Source organism: Rhizobium sp. SG_E_25_P2 (assembly GCF_029892285.1).
GTDB lineage: Bacteria > Pseudomonadota > Alphaproteobacteria > Rhizobiales > Rhizobiaceae > Rhizobium_E.
Genome location: NZ_JARXVM010000004.1, coordinates 206860 through 221616 on the forward strand (window position 1 = coordinate 206860; position 14757 = coordinate 221616).

10 protein-coding genes are annotated in these 14757 nt (G+C 61.5%); 5 read left to right on the plus strand and 5 right to left on the minus strand.

The window, feature by feature from the left end; translation table 11 throughout:
- Positions 1–16: 16 nt before the first annotated feature.
- Genes M2360_RS08430 through guaD form a run of 3 tightly spaced genes read left to right on the plus strand, consistent with a single transcriptional unit; the run spans position 17 to position 3604 of the window.
- Complete coding sequence (locus tag M2360_RS08430; protein ID WP_280774376.1) at positions 17–877, plus strand: aromatic ring-hydroxylating dioxygenase subunit alpha; 861 nt, start codon at positions 17–19, stop codon at positions 875–877.
- Positions 878–881: 4 nt separating this feature from the next.
- On the plus strand, positions 882–2222 hold the full coding sequence (locus M2360_RS08435) for an amidohydrolase (RefSeq protein WP_280774378.1): 1341 nt from the start codon (positions 882–884) through the stop codon (positions 2220–2222).
- A gap of 20 nt (positions 2223–2242) precedes the next feature.
- Positions 2243–3604, plus strand: a complete 1362-nt coding sequence (gene guaD / locus M2360_RS08440) for a guanine deaminase (RefSeq protein ID WP_280774380.1) — start codon at positions 2243–2245, stop codon at positions 3602–3604.
- A 42-nt stretch (positions 3605–3646) separates the two neighbouring features.
- Here the strand turns inward: guaD and M2360_RS08445 are convergent, their stop codons facing one another.
- Together M2360_RS08445 and M2360_RS08450 are read right to left on the minus strand one after the other, a co-directional pair.
- Positions 3647–6088 (minus strand): FAD-dependent oxidoreductase, encoded by a 2442-nt coding sequence (locus tag M2360_RS08445; protein ID WP_280774381.1) that lies wholly within the window; start codon positions 6086–6088, stop codon positions 3647–3649.
- Positions 6085–6981 (minus strand): phosphotransferase, encoded by an 897-nt coding sequence (locus M2360_RS08450; RefSeq protein WP_280774383.1) that lies wholly within the window; start codon positions 6979–6981, stop codon positions 6085–6087. Before M2360_RS08450 ends, M2360_RS08445 begins: the two co-directional genes overlap by 4 nt.
- A 255-nt stretch (positions 6982–7236) precedes the next feature.
- Here M2360_RS08450 and M2360_RS08455 point away from each other — a divergent pair, with 255 nt between their 5' ends.
- Positions 7237–7998 (plus strand): DeoR/GlpR family DNA-binding transcription regulator, encoded by a 762-nt coding sequence (locus M2360_RS08455; RefSeq protein WP_280774385.1) that lies wholly within the window; start codon positions 7237–7239, stop codon positions 7996–7998.
- A 38-nt stretch (positions 7999–8036) separates the two neighbouring features.
- On the opposite strand, the gene M2360_RS08460 is transcribed toward M2360_RS08455, so the two are convergent.
- A complete protein-coding gene (locus tag M2360_RS08460; protein ID WP_280774386.1) occupies positions 8037–9824 on the minus strand; it encodes an APC family permease in 1788 nt (595 codons plus the stop codon).
- Positions 9825–10356: 532 nt separating this feature from the next.
- On the opposite strand from M2360_RS08460, the gene M2360_RS08465 reads away from it, so the two are divergent.
- The gene (locus M2360_RS08465; protein WP_348529541.1) at positions 10357–12666 is read left to right on the plus strand and encodes a DUF1989 domain-containing protein; all 2310 of its coding nucleotides are present in this window, start codon (positions 10357–10359) and stop codon (positions 12664–12666) included.
- Between the two features lie 22 nt (positions 12667–12688).
- Here the strand turns inward: M2360_RS08465 and M2360_RS08470 are convergent, their stop codons facing one another.
- Both M2360_RS08470 and M2360_RS08475 read right to left on the minus strand, forming a co-directional pair.
- Positions 12689–13288: a PAS domain-containing protein gene (locus tag M2360_RS08470; RefSeq protein WP_280774388.1), complete on the minus strand. Its 600-nt coding sequence runs from the start codon at positions 13286–13288 to the stop codon at positions 12689–12691.
- Positions 13289–13410: 122 nt separating this feature from the next.
- Entirely contained in the window at positions 13411–14751 is a 1341-nt protein-coding gene (locus M2360_RS08475; RefSeq protein WP_280774390.1) for an NAD(P)/FAD-dependent oxidoreductase, read from the minus strand.
- Between the last annotated feature and the right edge of the window lie 6 nt (positions 14752–14757).

Sequence of the window (14757 nt, forward strand, 5' to 3'; positions counted from 1 at the left end):
TGAAGGGAGCACGGACATGACCATCGCCACAGACAAAGCGTCGCTCGACCAGTGGTATGTGATCGAGACCGAGGCGGCGCTGCCGGTGGGCACGTCGCCCAACCGCCTGCTCGGTGTCGATCTCGCGGTAACGCGGACCGAAGACGGCGACATCACCGTCATGGCGGAGGGCCGGGCCGAGCCCTTACCGATCCGCAAGCGCTTCGGCTTTGTCTGGACATCGCTCGGCGAACCCGCAGGCGAAATCTTCCCGGTGCCTGAAGCCGACGAACCCGATCGCCGCTATGTGCCCTGTGGAGCCGTTGCGGTGAAGGCGTCCGGTCTGCGCATCATCGAGAATTTCCTCGACATGGCGCATTTCCCCTTCGTGCACACCGACATTCTCGGCTCGGAGCCGCATACCGAAGTCGAACACTACAATGTCGAGATCCGCCGCGACGTCGACGAGGTCTGGGCGACCAATTGCCAGTTCTTCCAGCCGCAGGCGGCGCTCTCGGCCACCGACGGGCTCATGACCCAATATATCTACCGGGTGATGACGCCGTTCACGACGTTGCTCTACAAGACATGCCCGAATTCCGCCAATCGCTGGGATGTGATCTGTCTCTTCGTGCAGCCGCTCGATCCCGATCGCTGCCGTGCGCATCCGGTCATGTATCTGATCGACGACGTCTCGACGACGCCGGCGCTGATCCAGTTCCAGCAGCTGATCTTCCTGCAGGACCGCATCATTCTCGAAAACCAGCGGCCGGTGCTGCTGCCGATGGAGCCGCGCTCGGAAATTCCGACCCGCGCCGACGCCTCCTCGATCGCCTATCGCCGCTGGCTCAAGGAAAAGGGCGTCACCTATGGCACCTCGCTGATGAACGCGGCCTGACGTAATGGCTGCGTCCGCGACCCAAATCGATCTCGCTTTCATCAACGCCACGGTGCTGCCGATGGGCGAGGCCGCCGAGATCGCCAACGGCGTGGTGGCGGTGCGCGGCGACAAGATCGCCGCCGTTGGCGCGGCTTCCGAGATCGATGTATCAGGCGCGACACGCATCATCGATGCGAATGGACGCGTGGTGATGCCGGGTTTCGTCAATTGTCACACCCATATCGCCTCCAACATGCTGTTGCGCGGCCTGCTGGAAGATGTGCAGCTGTTCGAATGGCTGCAGACCATGTGGCGGCTCAAGCGCAATTTCGACGAGGAAACGCTCTATTGGGCAAGCCTGATGGGCCTCGTGGAGATGGTGAAGTCGGGTATGACCTGCTTCAACGAGCATTTCGACGGCTATCGCGTCGAGCCTCAGACCGAGGCGCTGAAGAAGGTCCCGCTCCGCGCCACGCTCGGTTACGGCTTTGCCGATCGCGGCATCTATGCGCCAATCACCGATTGGTCGTGGAAGACGCTGGACAGGTTCGGCGATAAAGTCTCCGCGCATCATCGCAGCGGCGATGGCCGCATCCATGTCGGCCTGTCGCCGCATGCGCCTTACTCCTGTGGACCGGACATGTATCGCAAGGTGCGGGATGTCGCCGACGCCTATAGCCTCGCGATCCACACGCATCTCGCCGAGGGGCCGCAGGAGATGGCCTATATGCGCGAAACCTATGGGACGAGCCCGGTGAAATGGCTGCATTCCCTCGGCTTCCTGAAGCCGGATGTCACTGCGGCGCATTGCACGCAGCTCGACGATGACGATATTCGTATACTGGCGGAGACGGGAACCAAGATCGGTCATTGCCCCTGCTGCAACGCCAAGCTCGATTCCGGCACGCTGAGGCTGAGATGCTGCCAGGAGGCGGGCGTCACCGTCGGGCTCGCCACCGATGGCCCGGCCAGCCACAACAGCTTGGACATGTTTCAGGAAATGAAATTCGCGGGCATGATCCACAAGGACAAGACCCACGACGTCGAATTCCTGAAGACGCGCGACTTGCTGGAAATGGCCACCTGCGAGGCGGCGAAAGCGATGAACCGGCCGGAGACCGGGCGTTTGACGCCCGGCGCCAAGGCGGATCTGATCATGATCGATCTCGACAAGCCGCATACTCTGCCGGTCTATGATGTCGCGGCCGCGCTCGTCTATTCATCGCGCGCCGACGATGTCGAGATGACGGTGGTCGACGGCAAGATCCTGATGGAAAACCGCGCCGTGCTTGGCATCGATGAGCGGGAAATCCGGGCGCGGTTTCGCGAGGCGGCGCTTTCGCTGCGCGACCGCAGCCTTTGAAAACGCCAAGAGGCGAGACAATGACCGTGCGCAACAAGACCCTACTCGCCAATGCTTTTCATGCGCCGACGCCCTGGAGCGTCGAGTGCCTCACTGACGCGCTGATCACCGTCGACGCTGACGGCGACATTGCCGACGTGATCGGGCCTGAGCATTCCAACTATGCGGGAAAGCGCGCGGCGCTTTCGGCGAGCGGGGACTTGGAGGTCCTGCCGCGTGGCTCCTATCTGCTGCCCGGTTTCGTCGATTGCCATGTGCATGCGCCTCAATATCCGCAGCTCGGCAATGCGCTCGATGTTCCCTTGGAAGTCTGGCTGCAGAAATACACTTTTCCGCTCGAAGCCCGCTATGCCGACGCTGCCTTTGCCCGCCGCGCTTACTCGCTGCTCGTTCAGGACATGCTGGCCAACGGCATTACGACTGCGCTCTATTTCGCCACCATTCATCAGGAGGCGACGCGGCTTCTGGTCGATATCTGCCTTGAGAAGGGGCAGCGGGCATTGGTCGGCAAGGTGGCGATGGACAATGCCGAGAGCTGCCCGGATTATTATCGCGATGGATCAGCCGCCGAGGCTGTCGAAGGGACGCGGGCGCTGATCGATTATGTCAGGAGCCATCCGGCCAATCGCGATCATCTCGTGCATCCCGTGGTGACGCCGCGCTTCATCCCCTCTTGCACCGATGCGGCGCTGGAAGATCTCGGCGCGCTGGCGAAGGAATGCGGCTGTCATGTGCAGACCCATTGTTCGGAAAGCGACTGGGAGCATGGCTATGTGCTCGAACGTCACGGCATGACCGACGCCGAGAGCCTCGATCGCTTCGGCCTGCTCGGCCGGCGAACCATGCTTGCGCATTCCAACCTGCTGACGGCGTCTGATATGGAGCTGATCCGCACGCGTCAGGCGGCTGTGGCGCATTGCCCGCTGTCGAACGGTTATTTCGCCGGCGCGGTGTTTCCACTGCGCGCGGCGCTGGAAAAGGGGTTGAATGTCGGCTTGGGCACGGACATTTCCGGCGGCCCTTCCGCCTCGATGCTGGAAAACGCCCGCGCCGCTATCCTCGTCTCGCGCATGCTGGAAACTGGAGTCGATCCCGCAAAGACTGGCGCAGAGCGCGCGTCCGGCGCGCCCACGCGCATCGATTTCCGCCAGGCCTTCCATATCGCCACCGCCGGCGGCGCAAAGGCGCTCGATCTTCCGGTCGGCCGCTTCGAACCCGGCTGCAAATTCGACGCCATCGTCATTGATACCGAGGCGGAGAAGGGCACGATGCGGCTGTTCGACGAGTTCGACAGCGGCGAAGCGATCCTGCAGAAGATCATTTTCACTGCGTCCCGCGCCAATATTTCCGACGTCTATGTGTCTGGCCGAAAGGTCGCCTGAGTTGAGATCCGGCCAGTCCGGTGAACCGGCCGGTCGTTGCCGTCAGGCTTTGATCCTGGCCATCTTGGGATCGTAGAGCGGTGCGAGATGCAGCGTGGCGGGCGCCTTGTCCATGGCGACGACGAGTTCGTATGTCCCGCTGTTCAGGAATTCATCGGTGACGCCTTCGGCATGTTTCACATAGCCGTAGCCGATATTCTTGCCGACCGTATAGCCATAGCCGCCGCTGGTGAGATAGCCGACAGCGACGCCGTCGCGCAGGATCGTCTCGCGTCCCAGAAGAACCACCGAGAGGTCGTCCACTGTGAAGCCGACGAGCCTTTTCTTGAGCGTCTGACCCTTTACGGCTTCCAAAGCCTTGCGGCCGAGGAAGTCGATGGGCTTGCCGAGCTTGACGGCCCAGCCGAGCCCAGCCTCCTCAGGCGTGTCGTTCGGCGTGATGTCGGAGCCCCAGGCGCGGTAGCCTTTCTCGAGACGCAGAGATTCCAGCGCGCGATAGCCGACCGGTATCAAGCCATGAGGCGCCCCCGCGTCCATTAAGGCGTCATAGATACGGCCGAGATCGCCGATCGGCGCATGCAGCTCCCAGCCCAGTTCGCCGACATAGGTGACGCGCAACGCCCGGACGGGAGAGCCCGCGATATCGATCTCCCGGACATGGCCGAAGGGGAAGGCTGCGTTTGAGAGGTCGGCGGATGTCGCGGCCGCCAGCGTGTCGCGCGCCTTCGGCCCCATCAGCGACAGCGTGCCCCAGGCTTCCGTGACATCCGTGAGCGTCACGTCGAGTCCCTCTGGAATATGGTCGCGGATCCAGCCGAGATCATGGGTGCGGAAGCCGGTGCCGGTGACGATGTAGAACCTGTCCTCGGCAATTCGCGCGACGGTCAGATCCGCCTCGACGCCGCCGCGGCTATTGAGGAGTTGCGTATAGGTGAGCCGTCCCACCGGCTTGCGGACATCATTGGCGCAGATACAGTCGAGAGCGGTGAGAGCATCCGGTCCCGACATCTCGAATTTCGCGAAGGAGGACTGGTCGAACACCCCGACCGCCTCGCGCACATGACGATGTTCCACGCCGACCGCATCGAACCAGTTCTGCCGGCCCATGCTGTAACGGTCTTTCGGCTCCACGCCAACGGGCGCGAACCAGTTGGGCCGCTCCCAGCCGAGCTTAGAGCCGAACACGGCGCCCGCAGCTTTCAGCCGGTCGTAAAGCGGCGAGGTCAAGCGGGGGCGACCGCTGTCATATTCCTCATGCGGGAAAGCGACGGTGTAGTGTTTGCCATAGGCTTCCAGCGTGCGGTCGCGCACCCATTGACGGTCGCGATGCATTTCGGAGAAGCGCCTGATATCGACCACCCAGAGATCGAGCGGCGCTTCGCCATCGACCACCCATTGCGCGAGCACCCAGCCCGCGCCGCCGCCTGAGGCGATGCCGAAGGCGTTGAAGCCCGCGCCGACAAACATGTTCTTGCATTCGGGCGCGGCGCCAAGAATGAAATTGCCGTCAGGCGTGAAGCTTTCCGGACCATTGATCATTTGCTTGACGCCGACCGTCTCCAGCGCCGGCACGCGGGCGATGGCCTGCTCCATATGCTGTTCGAAATGGTCGAAATCGTCGTCGAACAAGCGGAAACCCCATTCATCCGGCACATCGCCGGTGGTCCAGGCCTGCGGATTGGGCTCATAACCGCCCATCACCAGACCGCCGACCTCTTCCTTGAAATAGGTGCGGCGGTCAGGGTCGCGGATGGTGGGGGCGTCGGTCGACAGGCCCTCGATCTTTTCGGTGACGATATATTGATGCTTGACTGGCTGCAGCGGCACATTGATGCCGGCCATCGCGCCCACCTGCCGCGCCCATTGGCCGGCGCAATTGACGACCTTTTCGCAGGCGATGTCGCCGAGCGTGGTCTTCACCTTGAGGATGCGGCCATTGTCGATCTCGAAACCGGTGACGCGGACATTTTCGACGATCTTCGCGCCATGCATGCGCGCGCCCTTGGCGAGCGACTGGGTGATGTCTGAGGGGCTGGCCTGGCCATCGGTCGGCAGCCAACTCGCGCCGATGAGATCATCCGTCGTCATCAGCGGCCACATGCGCTTGACCTCTTCCGGCGAGATCAGATGCATCTCCATGCCAAAGCTGCCAGCGGTGGTGGCGAGACGCCGGAACTCCGTCCAGCGATCCTGATTGGTGGCGAGGCGGAGGCAGCCGGTCATCTTCCAGCCGGTGGCGAGGCCGGTTTCCGCCTCCAGTCCTTTGTAGAGCTCCACCGAATATTTCAGCACACGGGTGATCGAGGCCGACGAGCGCAACTGGCCGACAAGGCCCGCGGCATGCCAGGTGGAGCCCGATGTGAGTTGGCCCTGCTCCAAGAGCAGCACATCCGCCTTGTGATCGCGGGCGAGGTGATAGGCGGTCGAGCAGCCGATGATGCCGCCGCCGATGACGACGATCTGGGCGTGGGAGGGCAGGGTCATGATCTCAGTCCGTATTGGGCGCGGTACGCATCGAGCGCCGCATCGAGCTTGTCGAGATTCTCCGCTGTGTAGGCGACATAATCGGCGCCGGGGGCGGAGAGGTGAAGTTCAGACGCCATGCTCCACATGGCTTCGCGCAGAAGCGAGGCGCATTGCATGGCGGCGAAGGCGCGAAGGACCGAAGGGTCCGGCTTGGCCCCGAAATAGGCTTCCAGAAACTCCTGCGCCTCGTCCTGGCCGAACCCGGCATTCGAGGCAGCGCCGGCGAGATCGAACATCGCGGTCGAAAAGCCCGCATATTCGAAATCGATGAGCCAGAGCCGTTCGCCATCATCCAGCAGGTTCGACGGCAGGAGATCGTTATGGCCGAAAATGATCGGCAGCGGCGCTTGCGCCGCCTCCAATTCTTCGGCGAGCGCGAGATAATCCGGCAGCTTTTCCGTCATCCGGCTTTCGCCGTCACGCAGCACGCGCGCGTAATCGCGGATAACGTGGAAGACCCAGAACATATAGCCGGGGCCGGACACATGGCGGGGCATAAGCCGGTGGAACTCGGCGAGAAGCCGGGCAATGCGCAGCCGCTCCGCCGCGACATCCTGGGCGCCCAACGTCTTCGCGCCCAAATAGGCGGAGACCATCAGGCCCGGTTCGGCATACTCAACGGCGGGCGCGAAGCCGGCCGCATGCGCCGCGCGCGCGGTCATCAATTCCCGGTCGCGATAGACCTGATGAAAAGGATAATCCTTGCCGAAACGCACGACATGCCGGCCGCTGGCGTCCTCGACGACGAAGCTCTCATTGCTGAGGCCGCCCTTCAGCCTGTCGATGCCGATGGAGCCGTTCCAGCAGGGCAGGGCGCGGATGCGATCCTCGATCTCCGGGGCGATCGTCATAGGCGCCTCGCAGTCTGAAGGGAAAGGAAAGTCGAGATATGGAGCTGGTCCATCGCGTTCTCCCGGTGTGAAGACCAGGCCGCGTGTTCCCTGTTTTTTGTCACGGCCTCGTCGTTGAGCGCATGACACGCCATCCAGCAAGACCTGTCAATCTGGAATCTGTGGTAATGTGTGGTTTTGTGACCGATTGCGTGGCGGCGCATTGTCATGCGGCTCAGGCTTCGGTTATGATCGTGGCAGTTGAATGAGGTGTCTATGGTTCAGAGCAAGCGTCAGACGGACATATTGCGGCTGCTCGAAAGCGAGGGCGCGATCGGCATCGCGGAGCTCGCGGCTCGGCTCGGGGTGTCGCTCGAAACTGTCAGGCGCGATCTGAAGCCGCTTGCCGGCCTGGGCGCGGTCATCAAGACGCATGGCGAGGTCGGGCTCCCCTCCTCGATGGGCGAAGCGCCGTTTGAGAAGCGAATGCGCGAAAACAGCGCCGCCAAGAAGACCATCGCCGCCCATGTCGCCGCCACGATCCGCGACGGCGATTCCATCATGCTGGACACGGGTACGACCACGAGTTTCCTGGCGCGAGCGCTCATCGGCCATCGACGGCTGACGGTGGTGACCAATTCCTCCGATATCGCCCGCACGCTCGCCACTGTCAATGGCAACCGGGTCTATATGGCGGGCGGAGAATTGCGCAGCGACAATGGCGCAGCCTTCGGCTCGACGGCGATCGATTTCGTCAGCCGGTTCAGCGTCACCCACGCCATCGTCTCGGCGGGCGGCATCGATAAGGACGGCGTGATGGATTTCGATCTCGATGAAGCGGATTTTGCACGCATGGCCTTGAGCCGGGGCCAGCGGCGGCTGGTCGTCTGCGACCACACGAAATTCGGCCGCCAGGGGCTGGTGCGGGTCTGCGGCTTCAGCGGCGTCACCGAGCTTGCCACAGATTATGCGCCGCCTTACGAGATCAGCGCCGCGCTCGAGGCTTCGGGCGCGGCGCTGACGGTGGCTCACAAGTAAGGATCGGGCCGCTGGACTGGCGGCCGGATCGTTTCGCGTCAGGCTGGCAGCTGGAACACCACATTGGCGATCAGCACGATCGCCAGGCCGCCGGCGAGCGCGAGATAGGGCAGCATGCCTGCCTTCTTCACCCCGAGATCCTGACCGACCAGGCCGAGATCCTCCATGGCTTCCGGCGGGAATTTGCCCTTGTCCTGCACGAAATGTCGGTAGGCGAAGACCGGCAGGATGAGCGCGGCGAAGATGAAGCCGACCCACAGTGCATTCGAATAGCCCCAGACCTTGGCGCCCGCGCCGAGGAACAGCGCGTTGACGAATGCCAGCACGGTGTTGACGCCGATCAGCCAGGTCGGCGCCTTCCAGGGGCGTTCGACATGGCCCGAATCCATCCGGTGGATCCAGCCGGAATTGAGGTTGAGGAAGTTGAAGATGATGTAGCCGACATTCGATACGGCCAGCACGAAGAAGTAGCCTGCGGCGTCCGACGCGATCGCCAAGAGCAGCAGATTGAAGCCGAAATCGGTCCACATCGCGCCGGTGGGGGCGCCGTTCTTGTTGACATGGCTGAGATAGCGCGGCAGCCAGCCGTCTCTGGAGCCCTGATAGAGCGTGCGCGAGGAGCCCGCCATCGCCGTCATGATGGCGAGAAACAGCGCCATGATCATCAGGATCACGAGGATCTGCGTGACGATGCGACCGCCATGGATGAGGCCGGCCAGCGCTTCGGCGACGCCGGTGCCGTCGACGATCCCCGGCGCCAGCATGCCGCTATGGCCGAGCACGCCCTGGAAGGCGAAGGGCACGAGGAAGAAGAACAGGCAGCAGACTAGGCCCGAATAGAAGATGGCCTTGAACGTGTCCGTCTTCGGGTTCTTCAGTTCGCGGGTATAGCAGACGGCGGTCTCAAACCCGTAGGTCGACCAGGCTGCGATATAGAGCCCGCCGAGGAACAGCGTCCAGCCGCCATTGCTCCAGGTTCCATCGACGCCGGAATAGCCTGCGGTCGGCGGCACGAGGCCGGTAACGTTGGCGGCGACGATCTGACCCGAAAAGATCGGCCAGAGGCCGATGAGCAAAAGCGGGATCAGCACGATGATCGCCAGCCATTTCTGCACACTGGCCGTTTCCGCAATGCCGCGATGCTGGATCGCGAAAATGATCAGCATCAGCGCGACGCCGATCACGAAGGTGGCGTTGAGATTGGCCTTGGCGAGGAAGGGAATGTCAAACGAGATCAGCGACCAGCTGCGGATGGCAGGCGTGAGCGCGGCGATCGCGTCATTGGACAGGAGCGCGTTGATCGCCTGATCGGGCGTCGATCCCGCATTGGCTGCGAGCCATTCCGCCACGCGCGGGCTGTCTGCAGCGAGCGTCGAGGCATGGGCGGCGACCCAATCGAGCACGGCCTGCGATTCCGCTACCGGGATCGGGAATAGCGCATTGAGAATATAACCAGCGGCAATCGCGCAGCCGAGCGACAGAACCGGCGACCAGGCGAACCAGTTGCACCAGACCGAAAGCGGCGCGATGAATTTGGAATAACGCAGCCAGGCGGTGGCGCCATAAACAGAAGCGCCGCCGGATTTGTTGCCGAACATGCCGGCGATTTCCGCATAGGTGAAAGATTGCAGGAAGCCCATGATCATCGAGATGATCCAGACGAGGAAAGCGAGCTTGCCCGTGGTGCCGGCGATGCCGCCGATCGAAAAGAGAACAAGGGGCGGCACGCCTGCGGCAACCCAGAACGCGCCTTTCCAATCAAGCGTTCGTTGAAGACTGCCTTGCGTAGCGGGCGGCGCCGAAGCGACGTCGGTAATATTGGTCATGATCTTGGTTCCCCAACCGGTGTTGCGACGCTGTGCGTCCGTCGTTTTGCCCGGTCCGCCATGTTCGGTCGGCTGTTATGGGCCGCCTTCGCGTCCTTCTGTGTGTGGCGCGACGTGACCGGGAAAACTATCCTCACAGTGGAATAAATTTCACAAAGGTCAAGGGATTCTGCGTGGAGCGAGACCAGTCTTTGCACTTTTCCGCCGATGAAATCCCGCTTGGGCTGTACGTCTGTTGGTGCATGCAATTTCTGGGGTGTGTGGAGGGCGTGGCGACGGTAAAAGAGCCCTTTGGTGGCCGATCACAGCGACGTCGCTTCGGCTCAGGCTTTCGTAGATTCGGTAATCAAGGGAATATAAATTGAACACAGTGAAAATATCTTTGCTTTGAAGACGGTTTTGTTGTTTCCTCCTGCCGAAGGTTCATGGGCAGGAGGCCTTTATGACGCGCTTTGACAGTTCGGCGGGACAGAGCCGTTTAGCTGGCGGCTATCCGGTCGTCGTGCGATCCGCGCGGCCAAGCCAAACATTCATGCCCGGCTTCCAATCGCCGGCGTCTTCCGTCGAACGTTACAGGGTTCGAGGCGGCGGCAGCCTGACTACGCCCGTATTCGAAGGCGACCGTCTCACATTTGTCGACAAGGAAGGCCTGCAGCCTTGCGAAATTTCCTTTCTCGACAGTCAGGGCAGGTTCGCCGGGCAGCCTCTGGGCGTCGCGTTTAATGCCCCTGGCGATGGCCTCAAGGCGATCCTTGTAAGCCAGGATGTCAGCGCCCGAAGGCTTCGGTCCGCTTTGGAGCGCCGGAATGCCGATCTTTCCAACCTGATGGCGCTCCGCGTGTTCGGCGGCGGCTCGCGTCCCGGCGAAAGTGTCGATTTGACCGTCGCATCCGCTGGCCTGTTGATTGCCGCTGCGCCCGGCGCCGCTATGTCGCCGGACGAACAGGAAGCCGCCACCGAAATTGAAATCAGGATCGTTCGGGCCAATAAGGTGCGCGACTATGCGGCCTATCTGCCAGAACCACTCGCCGATCCCCTGCAGGATATCCGCATCGATGCGGCGACGGCGAAAGCCTATTTCGTCCGCGCTGGCGAATTCATCCAGGTGATCGACGTGTTCGGTCGGCAATGCACCGATTTCCAGGCGTTTTCCGCCCGCAAGCTCGACAAGGGGCTTGATCTCGCGCTTGACGCCACCGTGACCCGCACACTGCTTGGCCGCAGTTATCCGATCCCCGGCCTGCCGTCCAAGGCCTTCGACCGCGATTTCGAGCCTCTGGTGGAGGTGGTGCAGGACACTGTCGGCCGTCATGACGCCTTTGCGACGGCCTGTAATTCCCGTTATTATGACGACATGGGCTATCCCGGCCATGTCAATTGCACGGACAATTTCAACGAGGCGCTCGCGTCCTACGGCGTGGCGCCGCGCAAGGGCTGGGAAGCGCTCAATTATTTCTACAATACGCGCGTCGACGACCACAATCAGCTCTATCTCGATGAGCCCTGGTCACGGCCGGGCGACTATGTGCTCATGCGGGCGCTGACTGATCTTGTCTGTGTGTCCTCGTCTTGTCCCGACGATATCGATGCTGCAAACGGCTGGACGCCGACCGACATTCATATCCGCACCTTCTCCGCCCAGGAAAAATTCTCTCGAGCCATGGCTTATCGCATGACCCCCGACGCGCCTGCCGAATTGACGCGGGAAACCGCCTTTCACGACAAACTGTCCGCGATGACCCGGGACATGACCGAATATCGCGGCTTTTGGCTGCCCAATCGCTTCACGGCCACGGGGCCGATCGAGGAATATTGGGCTTGCCGCGAGGCCGCCGCCTTGATCGACCTCTCGCCGCTCAGGAAATTCGAGGTCACCGGTCCGGATTCCGAAGCGCTGCTGCAATATTGCCTGACGCGCGACATCCGCAAGCTGACGACCGGCCAGGTGGTCTATTCTGCGATGTGCTTTGAGCATGGCGGCATGATCGACGATGGCACCCTGTTCCGGCTCGGCGACCACAATTTTCGCTGGATCGGCGGCGACGACTATAGCGGCATCTGGCTGCGCGAGATCGCGGAGAAGAAAGGCTTCAAGGCATGGGTGCGCTCCTCCACCGATCAACTGCACAATATCGCGGTGCAGGGTCCGAAATCGCGCGACATCCTCAAGGATATCTTCTGGACCGGACCGCGCCAGCCTGAGATTGCCGATCTCGAATGGTTCCGTTTCACGGTCGCTCGCATCGGCCATTTCGAGGGGCCGCCGGTGGTCGTATCGCGCACGGGGTACACCGGCGAGCTCGGCTATGAAATTTTCTGCCACCCCAAGGATGCAGCAGCCGTGTTCGACGCGGTCTGGGCGGCCGGCGAGCCGTACGGATTGAAGCCCATGGGCCTGCAGGCGCTCGACATGGTCAGGATCGAGGCGGGGCTGATTTTCGCCCATTACGATTTCGACGACCAGACCGATCCCTTCGAGGCGGGTATCGGCTTCACCGTGCCTCTCAAGTCCAAACAGGATGATTTCATCGGTCGAGACGCCCTGATCCGCCGCAAAGAAAATCCAAGGATGCGCATGGTGGGGCTCGATATAGCCTCCAACGAAGCCGTGGGCCATGGCGATCCGCTCTATATCGGCCGCGCCCAGATCGGCGTCGTCACCAGCGCCACCGCGTCACCTATCCTCGGAAAGGTTATCGCCATGGCGCGTGTGGATGTAACCCATGCGACGGTCGGGACTGAACTGGAGATCGGCAAGCTCGACGGGCTGCAGAAGCGCATTCCCGCAGTCATCACGACGTTGTCGCATTATGATCCGGAAAAGAAGCGCCCGCGGGCGTGACCAACGGCTTTGGGCGAGCAGATCAGCTCGCCCGCTTCTGTGCGGAGGTAATGGCGCGAGCCGCCTCTTCCGAGGCATTCGCCAGCTGACGCATTTCGGCGGCGAGCACGGCGAAGCCTGAACCCGCGTTTCCGGCGCGGGCGGCTTCGATGCCGGCATTGACGGCGAGCATCTTCAGATATCTCAGTGAATGGAGAATCTCGCCGGTCTTCGAGGCCGTCACCCGCATTTCCGATGTCTGCGCGTCGATCCGCTGGTAGAGCGACTCGATGTTGATGATGCTGCCTTCGAGATACATCAGTTCGCCATTGTCGTCCCAGACGCCCCCGCCTGTTTCCGTCACCCAGATCAGATGCCCGTCCGCATGGCGCATGCGATATTCCATGGTCCAGTCGGTTCGCTTTTCCAGCGCCGCGCCGACGGTTTCGTCCATCCGCGCCACGTCTTCCTCGGAAATGAGCGAGGTGAAGGTCCTGACCTTGTTGCCGATCAGGTCATCGGCGCGATAGCCGAAGATCCTCTGGATGCCGTCGGTGATTTCCAACATCGTATATTCGGCGTCCGCCTTGCAGCGGTAAAGCACCCCATTCATGCGCCCGAGTATGCTGGTCTGGAAATCCATGAAACACCTGAGAAATGAATTTTATGATGAATTATTTCTTCCGCAAAATGCTTAGAAATCCGTGAATGCCCTGTCGAAAACAGCGGGAAACTGATCGTTCCGTCAGTTTCCCGCCATCAACTTCAGTTCTGAAGATAGACCTCCATCGTGTCGTCGAGCGCGTCCTTCCACGGCGTGTGATGTTTCGGCGCCATGGTCCCCGTCAGCAGGGATTTGTAGGAATTGTCCCGGAACGCCATGATGCCGTCGACCTTGTGCTGCTTCCATTCGAAGAACGCCTTGCACATGCCATCGACGTCGAATTCAGGGTAATCGGTCGCCGCCAGCAGTTCCTTGACATAGGCGCCCTGATATTTGATCGCGGATTTCACATCGTCATAGGCGTCTTCGCGGGCTTCACGATCCGCAACATCCGCCAGCAATGTCTCCTTGTCGGCGGGGATCGCAATGCGGCCCATGATGATGTCGCGCACATACCAGGCCTGGACGTCGAACATGTTGAACGTGAACCACTGGTCCTGCATGCCGATATAGAACATCTTCGGATTGTGGACGAAGACCACCCCCTTGTAGAGATCGGCGGTCGCCAGCCGGTTCTTGGTTTTCAGCCGGAGATCGTCGGGCAGGAACGGGAAGTAATGGCGATAGCCGGTGCAGAGGATGATGGCGTCGACATCCTTGCTCGTGCCGTCCTTGAAAAAGGCGGTCTTGCCTTCGACCCGTTCGAGCGCAGGCTTTTCCTCCCAATTGTCGGGCCAGTTGAAGCCCATCGGCGCTGAGCGGTAGCAGGAGGTGACGGTCTTTGCGCCATATTTCCAGCATTGCGAGCCGATGTCCTCTGCAGAATAGGACGCGCCGACCACCAGCACATCCTTGCCGGAGAATTCGCGCGCATCGCGGAAATCGTGGGCATGCACGATGCGGCCGTTAAAGGTGGAGAAACCGGGATATTCGGGCACGTTCGGCGATGAGAAATGGCCCGAGGCGCAGATGACATAGTCGAAGCGGTCGGTCGTCACGCTGTCCTTGACAAGATCGTGGACGCTGACGCTGAAATCGCCGGTTTCTGGATGATATTCGATCCAGCGCACCACGGTCGAGAAGCGGATCCAGTCGCGGACGCCCGCCTTGACGACGCGGCCTTCGATGTAATCGAACATCACCGCGCGCGGCGGGTAGGAGGCGATCTGCTTGCCGAAATGTTCTTCAAAAGGATAGTCGGCGAATTCGAGACCTTCCTTGGGGCCATTGGTCCAGAGATAGCGATACATGGAGCAATGCACCGGTTCGCCATTCTCGTCGACGCCGGTGCGCCAGGTGTAATTCCAAAGCCCGCCCCAATTGGACTGTTTCTCGAAGCAGACCACTTCGGGGATCTCGGCGCCCTTGGCGGCGGCGGATTGAAATGCGCGCAACACTGCGAGACCGGATGGACCGGCCCCGATCACTGCAACTTTGGTCATGGGATT

Bases quoted from the DNA above. Each gene is read 5' to 3' on its own strand.
- M2360_RS08435 (WP_280774378.1), top strand. From the start codon at position 882: ATGGCTGCGTCCGCGACCCAAATCGATCTCGCTTTCATCAACGCCACG.
- M2360_RS08450 (WP_280774383.1), bottom strand. From the start codon at position 6,981: ATGACGATCGCCCCGGAGATCGAGGATCGCATCCGCGCCCTGCCCTGC.
- guaD (WP_280774380.1), top strand. From the start codon at position 2,243: ATGACCGTGCGCAACAAGACCCTACTCGCCAATGCTTTTCATGCGCCG.
- M2360_RS08475 (WP_280774390.1), bottom strand. From the start codon at position 14,751: ATGACCAAAGTTGCAGTGATCGGGGCCGGTCCATCCGGTCTCGCAGTG.
- M2360_RS08470 (WP_280774388.1), bottom strand. From the start codon at position 13,288: ATGGATTTCCAGACCAGCATACTCGGGCGCATGAATGGGGTGCTTTAC.
- M2360_RS08445 (WP_280774381.1), bottom strand. From the start codon at position 6,088: ATGACCCTGCCCTCCCACGCCCAGATCGTCGTCATCGGCGGCGGCATC.
- M2360_RS08430 (WP_280774376.1), top strand. From the start codon at position 17: ATGACCATCGCCACAGACAAAGCGTCGCTCGACCAGTGGTATGTGATC.
- M2360_RS08465 (WP_348529541.1), top strand. From the start codon at position 10,357: ATGCCCGGCTTCCAATCGCCGGCGTCTTCCGTCGAACGTTACAGGGTT.
- M2360_RS08455 (WP_280774385.1), top strand. From the start codon at position 7,237: ATGGTTCAGAGCAAGCGTCAGACGGACATATTGCGGCTGCTCGAAAGC.
- M2360_RS08460 (WP_280774386.1), bottom strand. From the start codon at position 9,824: ATGACCAATATTACCGACGTCGCTTCGGCGCCGCCCGCTACGCAAGGC.